Source organism: Streptomyces sp. P13-3-3 (assembly GCF_050571355.1).
Taxonomy (GTDB): Bacteria; Actinomycetota; Actinomycetes; order Streptomycetales; family Streptomycetaceae; genus Streptomyces; species Streptomyces althioticus.
The window spans coordinates 5,416,165-5,437,174 of record NZ_CP192228.1; the positions used below are offsets into that span (position 1 = coordinate 5,416,165).

Annotated in this window: 19 protein-coding genes; 12 read left to right on the forward strand and 7 right to left on the reverse strand. The window is 73.5% G+C overall.

The window, feature by feature from the left end; genetic code table 11:
* Positions 1–8: 8 nt before the first annotated feature.
* Positions 9–1,166 (reverse strand): transcription termination factor Rho, encoded by a 1,158-nt coding sequence (rho, locus tag ACQZOG_RS24375; protein ID WP_033273941.1) that lies wholly within the window; start codon positions 1,164–1,166, stop codon positions 9–11.
* A gap of 303 nt (positions 1,167–1,469) precedes the next feature.
* Positions 1,470–2,384 carry a homocysteine S-methyltransferase gene (gene mmuM / locus ACQZOG_RS24380; RefSeq protein ID WP_033273940.1) on the reverse strand — a complete coding sequence of 305 codons (915 nt, stop codon included), beginning with the start codon at positions 2,382–2,384 and terminating at the stop codon, positions 1,470–1,472.
* A gap of 97 nt (positions 2,385–2,481) precedes the next feature.
* Here mmuM and ACQZOG_RS24385 point away from each other — a divergent pair, with 97 nt between their 5' ends.
* The 3 genes from ACQZOG_RS24385 (at position 2,482) to ACQZOG_RS24395 (ending at position 6,054) form a co-directional block, all read left to right on the forward strand.
* Positions 2,482–5,169, forward strand: coding sequence for a LuxR C-terminal-related transcriptional regulator (locus tag ACQZOG_RS24385; RefSeq protein WP_430741802.1), 2,688 nt, complete (start codon positions 2,482–2,484; stop codon positions 5,167–5,169).
* 128 nt (positions 5,170–5,297) lie between these two features.
* Complete coding sequence (locus ACQZOG_RS24390) at positions 5,298–5,729, forward strand: hypothetical protein (protein WP_230229388.1); 432 nt, start codon at positions 5,298–5,300, stop codon at positions 5,727–5,729.
* A gap of 127 nt (positions 5,730–5,856) precedes the next feature.
* On the forward strand, positions 5,857–6,054 hold the full coding sequence (locus ACQZOG_RS24395) for a hypothetical protein (protein ID WP_033273938.1): 198 nt from the start codon (positions 5,857–5,859) through the stop codon (positions 6,052–6,054).
* Between the two features lie 22 nt (positions 6,055–6,076).
* Here the strand turns inward: ACQZOG_RS24395 and ACQZOG_RS24400 are convergent, their stop codons facing one another.
* Entirely contained in the window at positions 6,077–7,489 is a 1,413-nt protein-coding gene (locus ACQZOG_RS24400) for a DUF2252 domain-containing protein (protein WP_430741803.1), read from the reverse strand.
* 182 nt (positions 7,490–7,671) lie between these two features.
* Here ACQZOG_RS24400 and ACQZOG_RS24405 point away from each other — a divergent pair, with 182 nt between their 5' ends.
* The 4 genes from ACQZOG_RS24405 to ACQZOG_RS24420 all read left to right on the forward strand — a co-directional run bounded on the left by ACQZOG_RS24405 (position 7,672) and on the right by ACQZOG_RS24420 (position 10,409).
* Complete coding sequence (locus tag ACQZOG_RS24405; protein ID WP_033273936.1) at positions 7,672–8,109, forward strand: SHOCT domain-containing protein; 438 nt, start codon at positions 7,672–7,674, stop codon at positions 8,107–8,109.
* 86 nt (positions 8,110–8,195) lie between these two features.
* Positions 8,196–8,618, forward strand: coding sequence for a DUF7144 family membrane protein (locus tag ACQZOG_RS24410; protein WP_033273935.1), 423 nt, complete (start codon positions 8,196–8,198; stop codon positions 8,616–8,618).
* 130 nt (positions 8,619–8,748) lie between these two features.
* Positions 8,749–9,576: a class II glutamine amidotransferase gene (locus ACQZOG_RS24415; protein ID WP_193455815.1), complete on the forward strand. Its 828-nt coding sequence runs from the start codon at positions 8,749–8,751 to the stop codon at positions 9,574–9,576.
* Between the two features lie 53 nt (positions 9,577–9,629).
* Positions 9,630–10,409: an isocitrate lyase/PEP mutase family protein gene (locus ACQZOG_RS24420; RefSeq protein WP_430741804.1), complete on the forward strand. Its 780-nt coding sequence runs from the start codon at positions 9,630–9,632 to the stop codon at positions 10,407–10,409.
* 13 nt (positions 10,410–10,422) lie between these two features.
* Here ACQZOG_RS24420 and ACQZOG_RS24425 read toward each other — a convergent pair whose 3' ends face one another.
* Positions 10,423–11,001, reverse strand: coding sequence for a TetR/AcrR family transcriptional regulator (locus tag ACQZOG_RS24425; RefSeq protein ID WP_033274163.1), 579 nt, complete (start codon positions 10,999–11,001; stop codon positions 10,423–10,425).
* 219 nt (positions 11,002–11,220) lie between these two features.
* Here ACQZOG_RS24425 and ACQZOG_RS24430 point away from each other — a divergent pair, with 219 nt between their 5' ends.
* Positions 11,221–12,981 (forward strand): PHP domain-containing protein, encoded by a 1,761-nt coding sequence (locus tag ACQZOG_RS24430; RefSeq protein ID WP_430741805.1) that lies wholly within the window; start codon positions 11,221–11,223, stop codon positions 12,979–12,981.
* 43 nt (positions 12,982–13,024) lie between these two features.
* On the opposite strand, the gene ACQZOG_RS24435 is transcribed toward ACQZOG_RS24430, so the two are convergent.
* Positions 13,025–14,278 carry an FAD-binding protein gene (locus ACQZOG_RS24435; RefSeq protein ID WP_037642366.1) on the reverse strand — a complete coding sequence of 418 codons (1,254 nt, stop codon included), beginning with the start codon at positions 14,276–14,278 and terminating at the stop codon, positions 13,025–13,027.
* Between the two features lie 155 nt (positions 14,279–14,433).
* On the opposite strand from ACQZOG_RS24435, the gene ACQZOG_RS24440 reads away from it, so the two are divergent.
* Together ACQZOG_RS24440 and ACQZOG_RS24445 are read left to right on the forward strand one after the other, a co-directional pair.
* A complete protein-coding gene (locus tag ACQZOG_RS24440) occupies positions 14,434–15,756 on the forward strand; it encodes a radical SAM protein (RefSeq protein WP_033273931.1) in 1,323 nt (440 codons plus the stop codon).
* Positions 15,757–15,996: 240 nt separating this feature from the next.
* The gene (locus tag ACQZOG_RS24445; RefSeq protein ID WP_193467699.1) at positions 15,997–17,517 is read left to right on the forward strand and encodes a cellulose binding domain-containing protein; all 1,521 of its coding nucleotides are present in this window, start codon (positions 15,997–15,999) and stop codon (positions 17,515–17,517) included.
* A 226-nt stretch (positions 17,518–17,743) separates the two neighbouring features.
* Here ACQZOG_RS24445 and ACQZOG_RS24450 read toward each other — a convergent pair whose 3' ends face one another.
* Positions 17,744–18,322, reverse strand: a complete 579-nt coding sequence (locus ACQZOG_RS24450; protein WP_058917217.1) for a TetR/AcrR family transcriptional regulator — start codon at positions 18,320–18,322, stop codon at positions 17,744–17,746.
* Positions 18,323–18,421: 99 nt separating this feature from the next.
* Here ACQZOG_RS24450 and ACQZOG_RS24455 point away from each other — a divergent pair, with 99 nt between their 5' ends.
* Positions 18,422–18,874 (forward strand): DUF1772 domain-containing protein, encoded by a 453-nt coding sequence (locus ACQZOG_RS24455; protein WP_037642370.1) that lies wholly within the window; start codon positions 18,422–18,424, stop codon positions 18,872–18,874.
* Between the two features lie 97 nt (positions 18,875–18,971).
* Here ACQZOG_RS24455 and ACQZOG_RS24460 read toward each other — a convergent pair whose 3' ends face one another.
* Positions 18,972–19,298 (reverse strand): NUDIX domain-containing protein, encoded by a 327-nt coding sequence (locus ACQZOG_RS24460; RefSeq protein ID WP_037642371.1) that lies wholly within the window; start codon positions 19,296–19,298, stop codon positions 18,972–18,974.
* Positions 19,299–19,347: 49 nt separating this feature from the next.
* Between ACQZOG_RS24460 and ACQZOG_RS24465 the strand changes: the two genes are divergently transcribed.
* Positions 19,348–20,961 carry an integrase gene (locus ACQZOG_RS24465; protein WP_037642373.1) on the forward strand — a complete coding sequence of 538 codons (1,614 nt, stop codon included), beginning with the start codon at positions 19,348–19,350 and terminating at the stop codon, positions 20,959–20,961.
* Positions 20,962–21,010: the final 49 nt, after the last annotated feature.

A 21,010-nucleotide genomic window follows, 5' to 3' on the forward strand; every position in this document is an offset into this window, starting at 1 on the left:
GGCGGACGTCAGCCGTTGCGCAGCGTGGGCCGGACCTGACGCAGGAACGTCGCGTTGTCCGGGGTTTCCCGCAGGCGCGTCAGCAGCGTCTCCAGGTCGGTCGCCGAGTCGCGGGAGGTCAGGGCGCGGCGCAGGCCCTGGGTGGCCGTCAACTCCTCCGGTGAGAAGAGGAGTTCCTCGCGGCGCGTGCCCGAGGTGGTGATGTCCACCGCCGGGAACAGTCGCCGTGACGCCGACTCGCGGTGCAGTCGCAGCTCCATGTTGCCCGTGCCCTTGAGTTCCTCGAAGAAGAACTCGTCCGCCCGCGAACCGGTGTCCACCAGCGCGGAGGCGAGGATCGTCAGCGAACCGCCCTCCTCCGTCTCGCGTGCCGCGCCGAAGAACCGCTTCGGGCCGGTCAGCGCACCGGCGTCCACGCCACCGCTGAGGGTACGGCCGCCGGGGCCCGCCGCGTTGTTGTACGCGCGGCACAGCCGCGTCAGCGAGTCCAGCAGGATCACCACGTCCTCGCCGGCCTCCGCGAGCCGCTTGGCCCGCTCCACGACCAGCTCGGCGAGCGCGATGTGCTGCTTGGCGGGACGGTCGAACGTCGAGGAGTACACCTCGCCGTGCACCGAGCGCCGCATGTCGGTGACCTCTTCGGGGCGCTCGTCGAGCAGCACCACCATCAGCCGGGACTCGGGGTGATTCCCCGCGACGGCCGCCGCGAGCTGCTGGACGAGCACCGTCTTGCCGGTCTTCGGCGGCGCGACGAGCAGTCCGCGCTGCCCCTTGCCCACCGGCGCCAGCAGGTCGACGACCCGGCCCGCGAGCCCGGACGCACGGTGTTCGAGGCGCAGACGGCGGTGGGGGTGGACCGGGGTCAGGTCACGGAAGTGCGGACGGCCCGCGAGCGAGGCGGGCGTACGTCCGTCGACGCGGGCGACGTCGGTGAGCGCCCGGCGGTCGCCGAGGACGCCCTCCACCAGGTCGCCCTTGCGCAGACCGTGCCGGCGCACCAGGGCGGCGGAGACGACGGGGTCGGACGACCCGGCCACGAGGCCGGCGCCGCGCAGGTACCCCTTCCCGGTCGCGTCGACGTCGAGGACGCCGGTGACGGTGACGGACGGCTGTCGCTGCTGCCGTCCGGCGGACTGACGGGCGGGGCGGTCGAGTGCGGTGGTCATGGGGCGGGTCCTTTCGAGGACGGGCGGAAGTGGAACAAGAAGCGAAGAAGGGGGGTACCGCGGACTTCGGCGAGGGCGTGTGCGTACCTCGCGGCGGTGGGAACCTCACTGCGGTCGCCCGGCGACCGTGTGGGAAAGCCGCACGTGGACGGTGCGTGGGCCGACGTGACGGCTGAGGGAAGAGACTGCCGAAGTGAAGAGGTTCGGCGTGAGGAGAGGCCCGGCGCCCGACGGGGGCGCTCCACGGCACTCATGGCACCGTACCACGGTGCCGCGCCGGGGCAAGAGGGTCCCGCGGGCGCCCTACGACCCCCGCAGCGTCCGCGCGATCGACGTGATCGTGTCCGGGCCCACCCGGCAGCACCCCCCGATGAGCCGTGCCCCCGCGTCCCGCCAGCCCGTCACCCGGGACGCCGAGAACGTGGGCTCGCCGGTCCAGGCGCGGGCCCGGGCCTCCCACCGTTCGCCGCTGTTCGGGTACACCACGACCGGCTTGTCCGTCACCCGCGCGGCGACGGCGACCGCGTGGTCCGCGTCCTCGGGCGTGCAGCAGTTGACGCCGACGGCGATCACCTCGTCCGCCCGCGCGGCGAGCGCGAACGCGTCCTCCAGCGGCTGCCCCGCCCGCGTACGGCCGCCGGCCGCCGAGTACGACAGCCAGGCGGGCACCCCCAGCCCGCGCACCACGCGCAGCAGCGCCTCCGCCTCGTCCGTGTCGGGGATGGTCTCCAGCGCCAGGACGTCCGGGGCGGCGGCCGCCAGGACCTCCAGCCGGGGGCGGTGGAACCGCTCCAGCTCCGCCACGGAGAGGCCGTAGCGGCCCCGGTACTCGGAGCCGTCCGCGAGCATCGCGCCGTACGGGCCGACGGACGCCGCCACCCACCGCGGGCGGCGAGGACCCGCAGCGCCCTCGGCGGCCGTACGGGCACACTCCACGCTCAGCGCCAGCAGCTCCGCGGCCCGCTCCCGGCCGGCGCCCCGCCGCGCGAACCCCTCGAACGTGGCCTGGTAGCTCGCCGTGATCGCCACGTCCGCGCCCGCCTCGAAGTACGCCCGGTGCGCCGCCGTGACCGCCTCCGGCTCGTCCGCGAGGAGCCGCGCCGACCACAGCGCGTCACTCAGGTCGTGACCGGCGGCCGCGAGCTGGTTGGACAGGCCGCCGTCCAGGACGACCGGGCCGTCCGCCAGGGCCGCGGCGAGGGACTCCGTGGTGCTCATACGGCGACGCTAACCGAGGCCCGGGACTCGGCGCGCCCCCCGGTCCGACTGCTGGGATGCTGGAAGCGAGCGCGGCCCGACAAGGGCGGTGAGTGCCGTGACATCCGCACATCTGGGCGACGGCCCCCCGGCCGTCGAGCGACACGCGGGGTCGTACGACCCGCAGACCGGCCCCCACGACCCCCACGGCGACCCGTTCCTGCGCACCCGCTTCGCCGTGCCCGCGCCCCCGGACACGTTCCTGCGCAGGGAGCGGCTGGCCGGGCACCTGGACGGCGCCCTGCGCACCCCGCTGACCATGGTGAACGGCTCCGCCGGCGCCGGGAAGACGCTGCTGGTCGCCGACTGGGTGGCCGGGCACCCCGAGCTGCCCGTCGCCTGGCTCACCACCGACACCGACGGGCAGGGCGCCGGCATGTTCTGGGCGTACCTCCTCCAGGCGCTGCGCACCAGCGGCGTGCCGCTGCCCGAGAACATCGCCTCCCCGGCCGACGCGAACCGGGTGGGCGACGCGCTGCCGGCCCGGCTCGCCGCCCATCTCGGCGGACTCGACCGGCCGGTGGTCCTGGTGCTGGACGAGTTCGACCGGGTCACCGCCCCGGAGATCGCCGCCCAGCTCGACTTCCTGCTGCGACACTCCGCGCCGGGGCTGCGGCTGGTCCTCGTCACCCGCACCGAGCCGCTGCTGCCCCTGCACCGCTACCGGGCCGCGGGGGAGCTGACCGAGATCCGCGACGCGGAGCTCGCCTTCACACCCGTCGAGGCGGCCCGGCTGATGGAGGCGCACGGCCTGCGGCTGTCCCCGGCCGCGGTGCGCGGAGTCGTGGAGCGGACCAGGGGATGGGCCGCCGGGCTGCGGCTGTGCGCCCTGGCGGCCGAGGAGGCCCCGGACCCGGAGCTCTGCCTGAAGGAGTTCGAGGCCGACCGCAGCGCCGTCGCCGACTTCCTGCTGGCCGAGGTGCTGAAACGGCAGGACGACGGGACGCAGGAGCTGCTGTTGCGGGTCAGCGTCCTCGACCGGTTCGGACCGAGGCTGGCCAACGCGGTCACGGGACGCGCCGACGCGGAGGCCGTGCTGGCCCGGCTGCACCGCGGCAACGCCTTCGTCCAGCACGTCGGCCACGGCGTGTACCGGCTGCACCCCCTGTTCGCGGAGATCCTCCGCGCCCACCTGCGGATGCGTCGGCCCGGACTGGAGCCCGAGCTGCACCGGCGGGCCGCCGTCTGCCTCCGCACGGCCGGGGCGCTCCCGGCGGCGCTCGGACACGGCGCCGCCGCCGACGACTGGGAGTTCACCGCCACCGCCCTGGTCGACGACCTCGCCCTCGGCCAGTTCTTCACCGGCCCCCGCGCCGACATCCTCGACGCGCTGTTCACCCGCATGGGGCCGCGGGGCGGCGACGGACCGGCGCCGGAACTCGTCCGCGCCGCCGCCCGGCTCTCCCGAGGCGACGTGGCCGGGGGCGCGGCACGGCTGCGGCGGGCACGGGAGCGGCTGAGGGACTCCGACGGCCCGGCCGACATGACGGACACGGCGGCCGTCCGGATGAGCTGCGCCCTCCTGGACGCCCTCGTCGCCCGGCTGTCCGGCGCGCCCGGCCACGCCGAGGACGCCGTGCGCGAGGCCGAGGCGCTGCGGAACCTTCTCCCCGCCGAACTGCTCGACCGGCACCCGGAGTTCTTCGCCCTGCTGCTTGACCACCTGGGGTCCGCCCGGCTGTGGGCGGGCGACTTCGCGGGGGCGCGGGCCGCGCTGAGCCGGGCGGCGGTGACCGGCCCCGGCGCCCCGGCCACCGCCCTGCCCCGTGAGGACGCGCTGGGACGGCTCGCCCTCCTCGACGTCCTGCACGGCTGGCCCGGCCGCGCCGAACGCACGGCACGCGCGGCCCTCGCGGAGACGGAACGGTCCGGGATCGCCCGGCCCGCCTCCTCCGGCGTGGAACGCCTCGTCCTCGCGGCGGTGGCCGTGGAACGCGAGGACCTGGGGCAGGCGCGGGCGCTGCTCGACACGGCGGGGGAGTCGCATCCCGCGCTCCGGGACCCCGTCCTCGAGGCGGGGCGCGCCCTGGTCGCCGCACGTCTGCACCTGGCGCGCGGCGAGCCCGGCGCGGCGTGGAAGGCGGTCGAGCCCGGGGTGCCGGCCGACGCCGTCTCGCCGTGGGCCCGGGGCGAGACGGCCCTGGTCGCGGCGGCCGTCGGCCTCGCCGAGGGCCGGCCGCAGGACGCCGCGGCGCTGCTGCCCGAGGTGCCCCGCGACCAGCCCGCGTGCGCGGTGGGCGCGGCGCGGGTGCTGCTGGCCGTCGGACGGCCCGAGGCGGCCGTACGGCTCCTCGACCGGGCGGCCGTCGACGAGCACGCGGGCCCCGCCGTGACCGTACGGGCCGCGCTGGTACGGGCCCGGGCCGCCGACCGCGCCGGGGACGGCGCCGCGGCCCGCCGCCTGGTCACGCGGGCGGTGACGGAAGCACACCGGGAGGGACTGCGCCGCCCCCTCGCCGAGGCGGGTCCCTGGATCCGCCCCTACCTGGCCCGCACCCCACGCCACCGCCGTCCCGCCCCTCCCCGCCCCACCGGGAGCCCGCCCCCGCCCGTCGAGGAACTGAGCGGCCGCGAACGGGACGTGGTGCGCGGACTCGCCCTGGCGATGTCCACGGAGGAGATCGCCGCCGACCTGTACGTCTCGGTGAACACGGTGAAGACGCACCTGAAGAACGCCTACCGGAAACTCTCGGTGGGCCGCCGCAGCGAGGCGGTCCGCCGGGCCCGTGAACTGGGCCTCCTGTGAGGCGGCGCACTCCGGCGGGGGCAACGCGGAAGCCACCGCGCCCCGCGCACACCCCACCGGAGCCGGCGGACGAGGCCTCCGCCGCCCCCCGTGCGCACGCCGACCACACCGGTGGCGTCTACGGCTCCATGCTCGCCGCCTCCGTCATCGTCGGCGCCGGGACCTTCGGATCCTTCCCCCGGCTGGAACTCGTGCTCCTGCTCCTGCTCACCGGCGTGGTGTTCTGGATCGCCCATGTGCACGCCCATTTGTTCGGGGCGCGGCTGGCGCAGCGTCCGCCGGACCTCGCCGTCGTCCGGCGGGTGTGCCGGGAGGAGTGGACGATCGTCAAGGCCGCGGTGCCTCCGGCGGTGGCCGTGGGCGTCGGGCCCGTGCTGGGCCTGGACGTGCAGGGCGGTCAGTGGCTGGCGCTGTCCGTCGCCGTGACGGGCCAGGTGGGCTGGTCCGTGGCCGCGGCCCGGCAGGCGGGCGCACCGGGGCGGCTGCTGGTGATGTCGGCGCTGGTCAACCTCGTCCTGGGACTGGTGATCCTGGCGAGCAAGCTGTGGCTGAAACGCTGAAACCCTGAGCGCCTCGCACCGGGTGCCTCTCACCTGCCCGGGGTGAGCCGCGGCGGCGTCGGGGGGACGGACCATCGGATGGGGGCGGGCGTGTCGCCCGGCCAAGGACCCATCCGGGGAGCGGCTCATGCGCTACGAGATCCGCGTCGAGGGGCAGCTCTCGGAACCGCTGATCCGCATGTTCCCGGAGCTGGACCATGTGACGATGTCCGGGCAGACCCTGCTGTTCGGGCAGGTGGTCGACGAGGCGCACCTCTACGGGCTGCTGGCCCGCTGCCAGTCCCTCGGCCTGCGGATCCTGGAGCTGCGCCAGGCCCCCCGGTGAGCACCGGGAGGGACGCCGGCGCTCAGGAGTGGCCCTCGGCCCGCACCCGGCCGGCCCGCACCGCCTCGCCCAGCGCCGCGAAGTCGCGTTCGTTGCGGTCGGCGTAGTCCCGCGCGAACGCCGCGAGCGCCCGGTCGAAGCGGTCGCCGCGCCCCAGGTAGGCGGCGACGGCGACCGGGTCGCCGGACCGCGCGTGGGCCCGTGCCAGGCTCGCCCCGCACAGGCAGGCGAACTGACGCAGCAGGCCGGGGTCCATCGTCTCGGGCCGGGCGATGCCCTTCCAGTCGCGCAGCTGCCGTACGTAGAAGTCGCGGGGCCGTCCGTCGAGGCCGGTCGCGTGGGTCCAGCCGAGCAGGATGTCACTGGTCGTCTGGATCAGCCGCTGCCCCTCCACGACCCGCCGGCCCTGGTTGTCGGGCTCCTCGCCGTCCGTGTACGGCGCGAGCACCGACGCCTGCGCCTCCTTGGCCTGGAGCAGCAGCGGATCGTCGTCGTCCCGGCCGAGCAGCAGCACGATCCAGCAGCGGGTGCCGACACTGCCGACGCCCACCACCTTCCGGGCCACGTCGACCGGGCGGTAGCGGCTCAGCAGATGCCGGCGGTCCGACGCCAGCGACCGCGCGTAGCCGTCCAGCACCGCGCGCAGGCCCTTCTCCTCGGCCGACGCGCCGTCCAGCAGGTCCCGCAGCGGGATGATCAGCGGCGGGTCCGCCTCGATGCGCCGTCCCTCGGGCGTGGCCCGGGTGAGCTTCGCGTACGCCTGGAGGTGGGTGCGGCCGCGCGCCTTGCGGGCCGCCTCGTCCGTACGCCGCCGGGCCTCCGCGTTCAGGGAGGCGGCCAGTTCGCGCAGCCGGTCCGCGTCGTCCTGCGCGTACCAGACGTCCAGCGCGCGCATCCCCGCGAACTCCCGCATGCGCAGCCGGTACGCGGCGACGCAGGCGCGCACCGTGTCGCTCTGCTCCGCGGCGGTGAAGCCGTTGGCCCGCCCGGCGAGGGCGAAGCTGGCGGCGAGCCGCTTGACGTCCCATTCGAAGGGGCCGGTGTGCGTCTCGTCGAAGTCGTTGATGTCGAAGACGAGGTGCCGCTCGGGCGAGGCCAGCAGCCGGAAGTTCAGCAGATGCGCGTCCCCGCAGAGCTGCACGGTGAGCCCGGTGTCCGGGAGAGGGGCGAGGTCCGCGGCCATGATCGCCGCGGCGCCCCGGTAGAAGCGGAACGGCGACTCCAGCATCCGGCCGTAGCGGACCGGCACCAGCTCGGGCAGCCGGGTCGCGGACTGCCGTTCCAGCACGTCGACGGGGTCCGGCCGTCCCCGCGCCGGTGTGAACCCGGCGTGGGACGAGCGGGGCGCACGCCCGCGCGCCCGCCTGCCGTACGAGACCCGTGCGGCCGGGGAGGCGGACTCCGCCCGCGCGTCGAACAGGTCCGGTACCGCCATCGCCGTCCTCCCGTCGCGCACGGACACGACTCCACTCCGTCCATCCCACCCCGTGCGTCCCGCCCGCCGGATCACCCGCGCCGGGTGAGGCGGCCGGGACGCCGTACGGAGCACGCTGAGGTCGGCACGACGCGACGGCGCGCGCCGCGGGCGGGCGCACAGGGCCCGCGAGCCAGGAGGAGATGACCGGCATGACGTATCTCGCGTACGACTACCCGCTGCTCAGCGCACTGCTGACGATGCTGGTGTTCTTCCTGTGGATCATGTGGTTCATCCTGCTCTTCCGGGTGATCGTCGACATCGTCCGCGACGACTCCCTCAGCGGCTGGGCCAAGACCGGATGGATGGTCTTCACGATCGTCCTGCCGTTCCTGGGCGTCTTCGTCTACGTGATCGCCCGCGGCAGGAACATGGGCAGCCGTGAGCTGGCCCAGGCACGCGCCCAGCAGGAGGCGCTCGACAGCTACATCAGGGAGACGGCCAAGGGCGCCGGGGGGCGGACCGGCAGCGTGGACGAGCTGGCCCGGCTCTCCGAGATCAAGGCGCGCGGGGACATCTCGGACGACGAGTTCCGCAGGGCCAAGGAGCTGGTCCTGAGCGGTCACGGGGACCGCTCCTGAGCGGAACGGGACCGGGACCCGCCGCCCCCGACGCGGGGGACACCGTCCGCCCCAGCGCGGACACGACACGGAACCGAGGCACAGCGATGACAGCCACACATCCGACACACGGGGCGCACGCGCCGTCGGCGAAGCGCGAGTGGGCGGGCGGCCTGACCGTCTTCGCCGCCGTCACCCTGATGCTCGTGGGGGTGCTCGACATCTTCCGCGGGATCATGGGCATCGCCGAGGACGACGTCTTCGTGACGACACAGAACTACGTCTTCAAGTTCGACCTGACGGCCTGGGGCTGGACCCACCTCGTGCTCGGCGCGATCGCGGTGCTCGTCGGCCTCGGCCTGGGCCGGGGGGCCCTGTGGGCCCGCGTCTCCGGCGTGGTGATCGCCGGGCTCGTCGTCATCGCGAACTTCCTGTCCCTGCCGTACTACCCGGTCTGGTCCGTGGTGATGATCGCCTTCTCCGGGTTCGTCATCTGGGCGCTGTGCGTGGGCGGCCGTTCCCGCACCTGACGCGGGACGCGTCCACCGCGGCGCGATGGGTACCCGGTGGTGCGTGCGGTGTCCCGGGCGGGCGTGGGCCCTTCGGCTCACGCCCGCCGGGGCGTACGCGGCTCCCGTCCCGACCGGGAAGGCGGTGGACATGTGCCGTTGGCTCGCCTATTCGGGCACGCCGATCCTGCTCGAGAACCTGCTCTACCGGCCGGTGCACTCCCTGATCGACCAGAGCCTGCACGCCCGCATGGGCGTGGAGACCACCAACGGTGACGGCTTCGGCATCGGCTGGTACATGCCGGACAAGGACAGCCCCGCCGTCGTCAGGGACATCGGCCCCGCCTGGAGCGACCGCAACCTGCGGGAGATCGCCGGGCACGTCGTCTCCCCGCTGTTCTTCGCCCACATCCGCGCCTCCACCGGCACCGCGGTGCAGCAGACCAACTGCCACCCCTTCCGGTACGGCCGCTGGATGTGGATGCACAACGGGGCCATCGACGGCTTCCCCCTGCTGCGGCGCGACCTCGCCCTGGCCGTCCGCCCGGACCTCTTCCCCTACCTGGAGGGGTCCACGGACTCCGAGATGATGTTCTACCTGGCGCTCACCTTCGGCCTGGAGGACGACCCGCGCGGCGCCGTCGCCCGCATGGCCGGCCTGGTCGAGCGCACCGGCCACGACCACGGCGTCGAGCACCCGGTGCAGATGACCGTCGCGGTCACCGACGGCGTACGGCTGTGGTCCTTCCGCTACTCGACGCAGCGCACGTCGCGGTCCCTCTTCTACAGCACCCGCGTCGAGACGCTGAAGTCCCTCCACCCGGACGTGGCGTTCCTCCGGGACATCGCGGACGACGCCCGCCTCATCGTCTCCGAACCCCTCGGGGACCTGCCCGGCGCCTGGAACGAGGTCCCGGAGAGCTCGTACGGCGTGGTGCAGCCGGAAGGGGACGAGATGCACACGTTCGCGCCGGAGTGAGCCCCGGGACGGTTCGGCGGGCGCCGAAGCGTCCCGGGCCTAGCGTGGCCCGCATGACCGACGACCACGCCGCCCGCCCCGCCGGGACCTTCGCCGCGCTCCACCACCGGGACCGGCCCCTGCTGCTGCCCAACGCCTGGGACCACGCCTCGGCCGCCCTTCTCCACGCCCACGGCTTCCCCGCCGTCGGCACGACCAGCCTGGGCGTCGCCGCGGCGGCCGGACTGCCCGACGGGGTGCGGGCCACCCGGGAGGAGACCCTGCGGCTCGCCGGCACCCTCGGCGCACTGCCCTTCCTGCTCTCCGTCGACGCGGAGGACGGTTTCAGCGACGATCCCGGCGAAGTGGGCGCCTTCGCCGCCGAGTTGCAGGCGCGGGGCGCGGCCGGGATCAACCTCGAGGACGGGCTCGGCCCGGTCGGCCGGCACGTGGCGAAAATCCGGGCCGTGCGCGCCGCCGCGCCCGGTCTCTTCGTCAACGCCCGGACGGACACGTACTGGCTCGGGGACGGCGAGGGGACGAGAGAGCGGGCGGTGGCCTACCGGGACGCCGGTGCGGACGGGGTGTTCGTGCCGGGTCTGACCGACGCCGGCGTGATCACCGCTCTGGTGCGTGATCTGGAGGGGTGCCCCCTCAACGTCCTGTACGCGCCCGGCGGTCCGTCCCTCGCACGGCTCGGCGACCTCGGAGTGCGGCGCGTCAGTCTCGGTTCGCTGCCGTACCGGCAGGCGCTCGGCGCCGCGCTGGACACGGTGGTCGCGGTGCGGGAGGGACAGGAGGCGGGGGAGGGCACGGTGCCGTCGTACCGGGAGGTGCAGGAGCTCGCCGGCTGAAGCACCCGGTGGGTCAGGGCGCGGCTCCGCGGGGCCAGTTCAGCAGGGTCAGGTGCAGCGCGTCGATCATCCGGTCCCACGACGCCTCCAGGTCGCGCGGGGCGCCGAACGCGCCGGCGGACTCCAGGGCGCAGTAACCGTGGAAGGAGCTGCGCAACAGCCGTACCGCGTCGGTGAGATCGGGTTCCTCCAGACCGTACGCGCGCAGCAGCCCGTAGGTGACCTCGGCGGTGCGGCGCAGCGCGGGGGAGTCCGTCACCGTGGCCTCGTCCAGACGCATCTGGGTGGCGGCGTACCGCCCGGGGTGGGTGAGGGCGTAGTCCCGGTACGCGCCGGCGAACGCGGCCAGCGCGTCCTTGCCGGTGCGGCCCTCCACCGCCGCCGCGATCCGGTCGGTCATCTCGCCGCCCGCCAGCAGCGCCATCCGGGTGCGCAGGTCCCGCAGCCCGCGCACATGCGCGTAGAGGCTCGCGTCCTTGACGTTGAACCGCCGGGCCAGCGCGGACAGGGTGACGTTCTCGTAGCCGGCCTCGTCGGCGAGGTCGGCGGCGGCCGCGACGAGGCGGTCGGCGGTGAGTCCTGCGCGGGGGATGTGTGCCTCCGGCTGTCGGGCGGGCGGGTTTCGGACAGGTGAATGTAGCCGACGGGGCGGGTGGGTTGCAGGGCGCCTGCCGGTGGGTAGTGGTTGCTCGCGCGGGCCCCCCGGAGGGGTGCGCGGAACCACGCGAACGGCCCTCGCCGGCCCGCAGCCGTCGTGTCGGTGGCATGCGCCGGTCACTTCGTGGACGACCGTGGTTCACACGCCGCCCGAATGCTCCACTGCGGCGCAGTTCGAGACGAGGAGGCAGTCTTGGGGCACGGGCACGGGCACGGGCACGCACACGGACCGCACCACCACCACGACCACGACCACGACCACGGGCCCGGCGCGTCGGCGCCCCTGCCCCCCGCCTTCGACACCTCCGTGCCCGACGAGGCACTGGATCCCGCGCAGGCGTCCCGCCGCGCCCTGTTACGCCGGGCGGGCCTGCTGGGCGCGGGCCTCGCCGCGGGCACCGTGCTGTCCGGCAGCGCGGCCGCGGCCCCACCCCCCGCGGGCGCCCGCGGACGCCCGAGGGGTGACCTCCTGTGGCTCGCGGGCGACCACCACATCCACACCCACTACAGCAGCGACGGCAAGTACCGCGTCGCCGACCAGGTCCGCCAGGGCGCCCGGCACGGCCTGGACTGGATGGTCATCACCGACCACGGCAGCGCGACGCACGCGAGGATCGGCGTCGAGAACGTCAACCCGGACATCAGACGCGCCCGCGCCGCCCACCGGGACACCCTCGTCTTCCAGGGCCTGGAGTGGAACGTCCCGGCCGCCGACCACGGCACGGTGTTCGTCCACCCCGGACGCAACGAGGTCGCCGTGCTCAAGCAGTTCGAGACCGACTACGACGGCGTCGTGAAAGGCGCGGCCGACTCCAGCCCCGCCAACGAGGCCCTCGCCGTCGCCGGGCTCCGGTTCCTCGCCGAGCAGGTGCGCCGCCGCACGGTGGACGACGCGCTGATGCTCGCCCACCACCCCTCCCGCAAGGGCATCGACTCCCCGCACGAGATCCGCGCCTGGCGCGACGCCACCGGCCCGGACCGGCCGATCGCCGTCGGCTTCGAGGGCGCCCCCGGCCACCAGGCCGCCGGACTGCCGGCCCCGCTCGGCCCGGGCCTCTACCGCGGGTACTACAACGGCGGCCCCGGCGCGCACTCCTTCCCCGGCTACCCGCCGGAGAGCTACCGCACCTGGGGCGGCTTCGACTGGATGACCGCCACCGTCGGCGGCCTGTGGGACAGCCTCCTCGCCGAGGGCCGCCCCTGGTGGATCACCGCCAACTCCGACTCCCACCACGTGTACGCCGACACCACCGCCCGCGGCCCCGGCGACTTCGCCACCGACGGCCGGCACGGCGACCCCGTGTACGCCGGGAAGATCGACACCAAGGCGGTCGACTACTGGCCCGGCCAGTACAGCCGCACCCATGTCGGCGCCGACGGCTTCTCCTACGCCGCCGTCATGGACGGCATCCGCGCCGGACGTATCTGGGTCGACCACGGGCAGCTCGTCTCCGGCCTCGACGTCCGCGTCTCCGGCGGCGGCAGCTGGACCACCCTCGGCGGCGCCCTGCACGTCCCCAAGGGCACGAAGGTCACACTGACCGCCGACGTGGCACTCGCCGGCGACGCCAACTGGGCCGGGTTCACGCCCCGGCTGGCCCGCGTGGACGTCATCCAGGGCGACGTCACCGGCCCGGTCGCCGACCGGGACACGTTCACCGCGCCGGCGGCGGCCGTCGTCCGGTCGTACGACGTCGCGGCGTCCGAGGGCACCGTCCGGTTCACCTACGACCTCGGCCCGGTCGACCGCCCGCTGTACGTCCGGCTGCGCGGCACCGACGGCAACCGGTCCGCCGTCGGCGTCATGGGCGCCGAGGTCGATCCGGCGGGTCCCGCCCAGGACGTCATGGGCGACGCCGATCCGTGGCTCGACCTGTGGTTCTACTCCAACCCGGTGTGGGTGCTGCCGTCGTGACGGCGCCTCCCGGCCTCCCGCGCCCCCGCCCCCGCGCGCCCGGTCAGTCGCCCAGCACCCCCCGCACGAACGCGTTCCCGAACACGCCCTCCGGGTCCAGCTCGTGCACCAGGGCACGGAAGTCGTGGAGGCGCGGGTAGCGGGCGTGCAGGTCGGCCGGCGGGGTGGTGAACACCTTCCCCCAGTGGGGGCGCGGCGCGAACGGCGCGAGCGCCTCCTCCACCCGCCGCACCACCGGCAGGACCGTCGCCGTGTCCTCGATCCAGGTGAAGTGCAGGGCCACCGTGTCCCGGCCGTAGGACGGGCTCATCCACTGGTCGTCGGCGGCGACCGTGCGCACCTCGCAGGTCTGCAGGACCGGCGCGACCGTCTCCCGGACGCCGTCCAGGGCGCGCAGCGCGTCCACTGCGGTCTCCCGGGGCAGCAGGTACTCCGACTGGAGCTCCGCGCCGCTGCTGGGGGTGAACTCCGCGCGGAAGTGCGGCAGCCGCTCGTGCCAGGGGCCCGGCGCCCCGAACTGCTCGGTGCAGTTCACGCCGGGCATCCCCGGCACCGGGTGCATCTTCTCCGTCGCGGGCGCCGCCCACGGGAAGTCGGTGCGCGGCCGGTCGGCGCGGTGCTTCACCCACACCTGCCGGAAGCCGGGCTCCCGCCAGTCGGTGAACAGGCTCACGCTGTACGCGGCCGACATCACCGCCTCGAACGTGGCCGCGTCCAGCACGTCGAGCGGCAGCTCGGTGAACACCCGCTGCTCCACCTCGTACGCCGGCTCCAGGTCCAGGGTGAGCGCCGTGACCACACCGAGCGCGCCCAGCGCGGTGACCGCGCCGCCGAACCGCTCGTCGCCGCGCTCCAGGGTGAGCACCGAGCCGTCCGCCGTGACCAGCTCCACCGCCCGCACGGACGAGGCGAGCGGGCCGTTGCCGACGCCCGAGCCGTGCGTGCCGGTGGCGACCGACCCGGCCACCGAGATGTGGGGGAGCGACGCCATGTTCGCCAGCGCAAGACCGTGCCGGTGCACCTCGCGGGCCAGCTCCGCGTACCGCACCCCGCCGCCGACCCGCACCGTGCGCGCCTCAGCGTCCACCTCGATCAGCGGGGGTATCGCGGCCAGGGACACGAGGACGCCGTCCTCGCCGGCGTCGGCGATCTCGTTGAAGGAGTGGCCGCTGCCCAGCACCCGCACCCGCGAGGCGTCCGCGACCAGGGCGCGCAGATCGTCCGCGGTGTGCGGACGGTGCAGTTCCTTTGCGGCGTACGTGATGTTGCCCGCCCAGTTGGTCACGCTCTCGGTCATCCCTCGTCCTTCCGGCCTGCGGACCCGTGACATGGGCCACGACGGAACCTACCTCGGGAGTGACTCGTGCCGAGTGGGGGGACCCGCCGCCCCGGATGTCCGGCCGGGGGCATACCGTGAGGAGTCGTACGTCGGCACCGGGAGGAGAACAGGCGATGGGCAGCCGTACCGCGCTGGTCGAGGATCTGATGGAGCGGTTCCCGCACGTTCCGCGCGAGGCCGTCTTCAAGGAGGACCTGCTGCGCGGCGGTGTGGCCTTCGACGCGTCCGCGCTCAGCGACAACGAGAGCGGCGAGGTCAAACCGAAGTCGTACTTCATCTTCTCCTTCGACCACGGCACCCTGCCGGAGCTGGGCGAGGCCGCGCTGCGCCGCCCGCCGGAGGAGATCATCCTCACCGGAGGACCGTACGACCTGCGCCGCACGGTCGTCTCCGTCCGGGTGAACCCGTCGTCCCCGTACCGGGTCGCCGCCGACGAGCACGGCATGCTCGGCCTCTACCTGGACGGCAAGCGGATCTCCGACGTGGGCGTGCCGCCGATGCCGGAGTACTACCGGCACAAGCTGTCCAACGGGAAGTCCGTGATGGAGGTCGCCCCCACCATCCAGTGGGGCTACCTGATCTACCTGACGGTCTTCCGCGTCTGCCAGTACTTCGGCGCCAAGGAGGAGTGCCAGTACTGCGACATCAATCACAACTGGCGCCAGCACAAGGCGGCCGGCCGGCCCTACACCGGTGTGAAGGACGTCGAGGAGGTCCTCGAGGCCCTGGAGATCATCGACAAGTACGACACGGCGAAGGCCTCCACCGCCTACACCCTCACCGGCGGCGCCATCACCAAGACGGTCTCCGGCCGTGACGAGGCCGACTTCTACGGCCACTACGCCAAGGCCATCGAGGAGCGCTTCCCCGGCCGCTGGATCGGCAAGGTCGTCGCCCAGGCGCTGCCCAAGGACGACGTGCAGCGCTTCAAGGACTACGGCGTGCAGATCTACCACCCCAACTACGAGGTGTGGGACGAGTACCTGTTCAAGATGTACTGCCCCGGCAAGGAGCGGTACGTCGGCCGGGACGAGTGGCACCGCCGCATCCTCGACTCCGCGGAGATCTTCGGCGCGCGCAACGTGATCCCCAACTTCGTGGCGGGCGTGGAGATGGCCGAGCCGTTCGGCTTCAAGACGGTCGACGAGGCCATCGCCTCCACCACCGAGGGCCTGCGCTTCTTCATGTCGAAGGGGATCACCCCCCGCTTCACCACCTGGTGCCCGGAGCCGACCACCCCGCTCGGCAAGGCCAACCCGCAGGGCGCGCCGCTGGAGTACCACATCCGGCTGCTCCAGGCGTACCGGCAGACGATGGAGGACTTCGGTCTGGCCTCGCCCCCCGGCTACGGCCCGCCCGGACCCGGCCGCGCGGTGTTCTCCGTCAGCTCCTTCATGGACAGCCTGCCCGCGACGGAGCCCGCGGAGACGGCCTGAGGGGCCGTCCGGCGGTGAGCCGGATGTGACAGAAGTGAGCGGGAAAGGCCGGAACCGAGACGTTCCGGCCTTTCGTGCGTATGGTCCCTGCGAGGGGTCGCGGCACCGCCACACAAAGTGAAGACAGCGCTTGTCAGTTGTGTCGAAGACGTGCAAAGCTCTCGTCCACTGCCGCGAGGTTCCCTTCAACTCCACCCGCCGGTATGGCGAGTTGACCTCGCTCGTGGATGCAGGAGTCTCATGCCCGACCTGCCGAGCCCTCAGGACGCCACCGAGGCCGCCCTGTTCTCCGAATGCTGGGACGCGGTGCTCTCCTACGCCGACCTGTGCACGGCGGGTTCGAGCGCCGCCGCCGAACTGGCCCGCGAGGCCTTCGCCGAGGGCATACGGGACCTGCGCGCCGCCGAAGCGGGAAGCGTGCGCGGGACCGGCCGCCGCTCCTCCCGGCTGCCCCGCATCCCCCTGCTGCTGACCGCCGTGCGCACCACGGCCGCCGCGTGGGAGAAGGAGGGCAAGGGCCACAAGCTCGACCCCGAGCTGCGGCTGTGGCTCCACTCGGACGAGGCCGCCCGCTACACCGGGCCGCCCCTCGAACGCCCCGTGGCGCTGCGCGGGTTGCGCGACCTCCAGCAGGCCGACGCCGAACTGCTGTGGCTGGCCGAGGCGGAGGCGCTCCCGCTGCCCCTCGTGGCCCGCCGCCTCGGCCTCGACCCCGCCACCACGGCCGACGAACTCGCCCAGGTCGCCCGCCTGTTCCGGGACCGCTGCCACCGCAACCACCTCGACTCCCCGATGGACGCCGAGTGCCGCAGCTACGCCCGGCTGCTCGACGCCGTCACCCGCTCGCCCGCCGCGGACACCCCCGAGGACCTGTCCCGGCACCTCGCCACCTGCCGCCGGTGCGCGGAGGCGGCGGCCTGTCTGCGGCTGAACACCGGCACCCTGCCCGGCGCGCTGGCCGGCGGCGTCATCGGCTGGGGCGGCCTCGCCTACCTGGAGCGCCGCCGCCGCGCCGCCGAGGCCCGGCTGGGCGCGGGGCACCCGGACGGGCCGGACGGGGACCACGACGACCCGGCGGACGGACGGGGCTGCAGGGCGCGGGTCGTCCGGCACGGGCCGATGGCCGCGGCGGTCGTGGTCTCGCTGCTGGCGCTCGCGGTGTCGCTGATGCCGTTCGGGGACGGCGGCGACGCGGGGACGCCCGCCGCCGACAACGACCGCGGCGGCCCGGTGGCCGCGCCCGCGCCGTCCCTGCCGCCGGTGGGCACGGCGCCGTCCGGCTCCGCCGGCGCGGAGGCGTCTGAGCCGTCGGAGCCGTCGGCCCCCAGCGCCCCGCCGAGCCGTACCTCCCCGCCCTCCCGTACGGCGGACCCGACCCCCGAGCCCGACCCGGAACCGCAGGGCACGTCCTCGGGCGCCCCCGCGGTGCCCGGCGACGACGCGCCTGCCGCGTGCGTGGTCGACCACGACGTGCTCAACCAGTGGGCGGAGGGCTACCAGGCCGCCGTCACCGTGACGACCCGTCACGCCCTGGACGGCTGGCGCGTCGCCTTCACCGTCCCCGAGGGCCACCGCGTCACCCACATGTGGGACGCGTCGGCGCACCAGACGGGGGGCCGCGTGACGGCCACGGCGGCCGACTACAACGCGAAGGTCGCGGCGGGCGCCCGCCTGTCCTTCGGCTTCCTGACGGCCCGCCAGGGCACGGACACGCGGGCGTACGACTTCGCGTTGAACGGGCGGGTGTGCGAGGTGGCGTGAGACCTGGGTCTCGCGGCTGTCTTTCGGCGGGGCTCAGGGGCAGCGCCGTGCCTCGCCTTGTCGTACGCCGGGTGCGGGTTGTCGTGGGCTGGTCGCGCAGTTCCCCGCGCCCCTGAGTGGCGCCGCCGACTGCGGGCAGTCGTGCCGCTTGGGGCGGCACGGGTGGGCGCGGCGGCGCCCTGTCAGCGCCGGGCTGCGCGGACACCCCCCCGCCCACCGCCATGGCTCAGACGACGGCCAGCCGTCCCACCAACAGCGCGACCCGCGCCTCCGCATCCCCCGCCGGCAACCGGCCCGCCCGCGTCAGCGTCGCCAGCCCGTGCAACGACGCCCAGAACACCTCAGTGAACCGCCCGGGTTCGACCCCCTCCCCGGCCACGTCCCGCAACGTCTCCAGCAACGCCGCGAATCCCTCCTTCAACGCCTCCGGCGTGTCCTCCGCCGCGAACGCCAGCCCCCCGTCCAGCTGGAACATCGCGTCGTAGACGGCGGGATTCCGTTCGGCGAAGTCCAGATACGCCCGCGCCAGCGCGGTGACCCGCCCGCGCGCCCCCTCCGCCGCCGCGGACGCGCCCCGCAACTCCGCCGCCAGCTCCGCGGCCCCCTCGAGGGCCACGGCCCCGATGATCTCCCGCTTCCCCCGGAAGTGGCTGTACAGCACGGGCTGGCTGTACTCGATCCGCTCGGCGAGCCGCCGGGTCGTGACCGCGTCCCACCCCTGCTCCTCGGCGAGTTCCCGTGCCGTGGTGACGATGAGTCGCTCCCGCTCCGCCCGCTCGCGCTGCTTGCGTTCCTGTACCGACATACCTCGATCCTAGCACCGCTAGACAATCGAGCATCGACAGGTCTAGCGTTGACCCATCAGCTAGCAACGCTAGAAAAATGCCGGATCCAGGGGGATCACATGCTCGGCACACTCGAAGTGGCCACCGTTGTCGTCGTCGGCCTGATGGTCGGCGTGGAGTTCTCGGTCGTCTTCGTCATGAACCGCGTCATCGACGCGCTCCCGGAGGACAGCGCCCAGCAGGCCCACGCCCACGGCGGCCGCATGCTCGGCGCGGTGATGCCGTTCTGGTACATCGGCTCGTGCGTCCTCGTCGCCGTATGGGCGTTCGCGGGCCGGAACGAGCCCGACTCCGGCACCGGCCTCCTCGCCACCGCGGCCGCGCTGCTCGTCCTCAGCGTGATCATGTCGGTGCTGCTGCTCGTCCCGATCAACAACCGCAACAAGACCTGGACGCCCGAGAACCGCCCCGCCGACTGGAGGGAGCAGCTCGACCGCTGGGCCCGCTACCACTACGGCCGCCTCGCCCTGATCGCCGCGGCCTTCACCCTGCTGGCCGTCGCCCGCGGCTGAGGGGGAGCGGCCGGCGGGGCAGCCGGCGGTGAGCGCGGTGCTCCACCGCAGCGGCAACACGGTGTTCACCCACCGGGTCACCTGCGCGCTCGCAGCGTCACTCCCACCCCCCTTCCGCGTACGGACGCCCGGCACGGACATGGGCGATGGCCTCACGTGTGTACGGGACGACCCGCTCGGGCAGGGCGGCCGGGTCGAACCACCGCCACCCGAGACACTTGTCCGGCTCCCTCACCTCCGGCACGCCCGTCCAGGCGCGGGCCCGGAAGACCAACTGGAGCCGTGGCCGCCGGCCCGGTCCCGGCAGCTGATGCAGTGCGTGGACGAACTCGACGTCCCGTGGATCGATGCCGAGCCCCGCCTCTTCCTCGGCCTCGCGCACCAGACAGGACACGGCGCTCTCCTGCTCGCAGTGCCCGGCGATTCTCTAGGCTCCTCTGAGTTGTCGGTTCAGGGTGTGTCGGGAGAGGCTCGTGAACGTACTGGAGCACTGGAGTGTGGACTTCTATGACTTCACCGTCCCACCCCCGCCCACCGATGATCCGGACATTCTGAGGTTCGGCGATCTGCTCGACAGAGCGGCCCGTAACGGCGCACGCCATGGAACCCCCGTGATCACTTCTCCGTCGGGTCGGCCGGACTCTCGCATCAACCTCTTCTTCCGTACGGGGCGCATGGCAACGCATGAGGCAAGTACCTGGCGGCGGTACGCCTACGCGCTGGTCGTGTGGCTGGACTTCTTGGATGCGATCGGCAGGTCGTGGGACTGCGCGAGCGTACGCGATGTCGAAGCGTTCAAGGACTGGCGCATCACGGATCTGCGCAATGATGAACGGATCCGACCGACTTCATTCGATACGGACAGCGCAGCCCTGAACGCCTTCTACACCTGGGCCGGTTCGCGTTATGGCGTGTTCAATCCGGTGCCGACCGTCCAGACCGACGATTCGGACGAAGCCGCCTGGGGGCCCGGGCCCGGTTACGTGCAGCAGCGCCGGGATCCGCTGAGGCCAGCGGGCTCGAGACGTCGCCAGGTGAAGTGGTTGTTGCGGGCTGCGCTGGAGCAGTGGCGGAATATCGGTCTGCGTGGATTCGACTTCGATGGTCTCCGTCGGGATGGATGGCGGGGGTTTAACGAGGATCGCGACTGTGCCTTTGTTGACGGGCTCTACGGCACTGGTCTGCGGGTTCGGGAGTGGGCCAGTGTCCTGGATGTCGAACTCCCGGCTTCGGGCGGCGAGCGGATGGGGGAGGCGTGGCTGGCGACGAAGTGCGTCAAGGGCGGTGAAGAGGGTCGAAAGTACTGGATCCCGCGACGTGTACTGCAGTCGGTGGAAGGCTATGCGGATCCTTTGGAGGGGTCGCGGGCGGAGGTGATCCGCCGAGCTCAGCGGCGGGGCCGGTACGACCGGCTACGCGGCGTGCGGATTGTCACCGGCCACAACCCCCGGACCGGCGAGCTCCATCTTGAGGGCCCCAGTGGGCCGGCGGCGACGGCCTTGGATGTGCTCTCGCCGGACGAGCGCCGCATGCTCTTTCGCCGGACTCCCGCCGGGCTGGAGCCGCTCTGCCTGTGGCTGTCGGTAAACGGACTGCCGAAGAAGGTCCACAGTTGGGAGGACACCTTCGACGACGCGAACAAACGCGTCGCGGAAGCGTGGGTGCGCAGAGCTGATCCGGACGGGCGCCTGACCGGGGAGGAGCGCGAGCGGATCCGTCGCGAATGCCCACTGTGGGCGACTGCCCATATGTGCCGGCATTCCTTCGCCCTGAAGTGGTTCTCGATCCTGTCCCTGCTGGAGGAGCGGCGGCTGGAGGGATTCACCCCAGAGGAGATTGAAGACTTTCGCGATCAACTCGGGGATATCTGGCTACAGCTGGCGATCTTGCTCGGCCACAAGCACCCGGACACCACCCGGGACCACTACCTGGAGCCCTTCACGGGGCTGCAGTTGTCCTACTTGATGTCATTACTCGATGACGACGAGCAAGCCGGGGTGGACTCGCTGGTGCGCATTTTTGCCCGGCACGGCGGGTCCACCATCGTGCCCGTTGCCGTGGCAGGCACTCCAGGAGGTGCCCAGTGAGTAGGCGAGGTGGCCAACGAGCGTCCCAGCCGCCCTCGGACTGGCAGCC

Coding starts and splice junctions, on each gene's coding strand:
- rho (WP_033273941.1), bottom strand. CDS start 1,166: ATGACCACCGCACTCGACCGCCCCGCCCGTCAGTCCGCCGGACGGCAG.
- mmuM (WP_033273940.1), bottom strand. CDS start 2,384: ATGAGCACCACGGAGTCCCTCGCCGCGGCCCTGGCGGACGGCCCGGTC.
- ACQZOG_RS24440 (WP_033273931.1), top strand. CDS start 14,434: ATGGGCAGCCGTACCGCGCTGGTCGAGGATCTGATGGAGCGGTTCCCG.
- ACQZOG_RS24410 (WP_033273935.1), top strand. CDS start 8,196: ATGACAGCCACACATCCGACACACGGGGCGCACGCGCCGTCGGCGAAG.
- ACQZOG_RS24390 (WP_230229388.1), top strand. CDS start 5,298: ATGCTCGCCGCCTCCGTCATCGTCGGCGCCGGGACCTTCGGATCCTTC.
- ACQZOG_RS24455 (WP_037642370.1), top strand. CDS start 18,422: ATGCTCGGCACACTCGAAGTGGCCACCGTTGTCGTCGTCGGCCTGATG.
- ACQZOG_RS24415 (WP_193455815.1), top strand. CDS start 8,749: ATGTGCCGTTGGCTCGCCTATTCGGGCACGCCGATCCTGCTCGAGAAC.
- ACQZOG_RS24435 (WP_037642366.1), bottom strand. CDS start 14,278: ATGACCGAGAGCGTGACCAACTGGGCGGGCAACATCACGTACGCCGCA.
- ACQZOG_RS24430 (WP_430741805.1), top strand. CDS start 11,221: ATGCTCCACTGCGGCGCAGTTCGAGACGAGGAGGCAGTCTTGGGGCAC.
- ACQZOG_RS24450 (WP_058917217.1), bottom strand. CDS start 18,322: ATGTCGGTACAGGAACGCAAGCAGCGCGAGCGGGCGGAGCGGGAGCGA.
- ACQZOG_RS24405 (WP_033273936.1), top strand. CDS start 7,672: ATGACCGGCATGACGTATCTCGCGTACGACTACCCGCTGCTCAGCGCA.
- ACQZOG_RS24420 (WP_430741804.1), top strand. CDS start 9,630: ATGACCGACGACCACGCCGCCCGCCCCGCCGGGACCTTCGCCGCGCTC.
- ACQZOG_RS24400 (WP_430741803.1), bottom strand. CDS start 7,489: ATGGCGGTACCGGACCTGTTCGACGCGCGGGCGGAGTCCGCCTCCCCG.
- ACQZOG_RS24445 (WP_193467699.1), top strand. CDS start 15,997: ATGCCCGACCTGCCGAGCCCTCAGGACGCCACCGAGGCCGCCCTGTTC.
- ACQZOG_RS24395 (WP_033273938.1), top strand. CDS start 5,857: ATGCGCTACGAGATCCGCGTCGAGGGGCAGCTCTCGGAACCGCTGATC.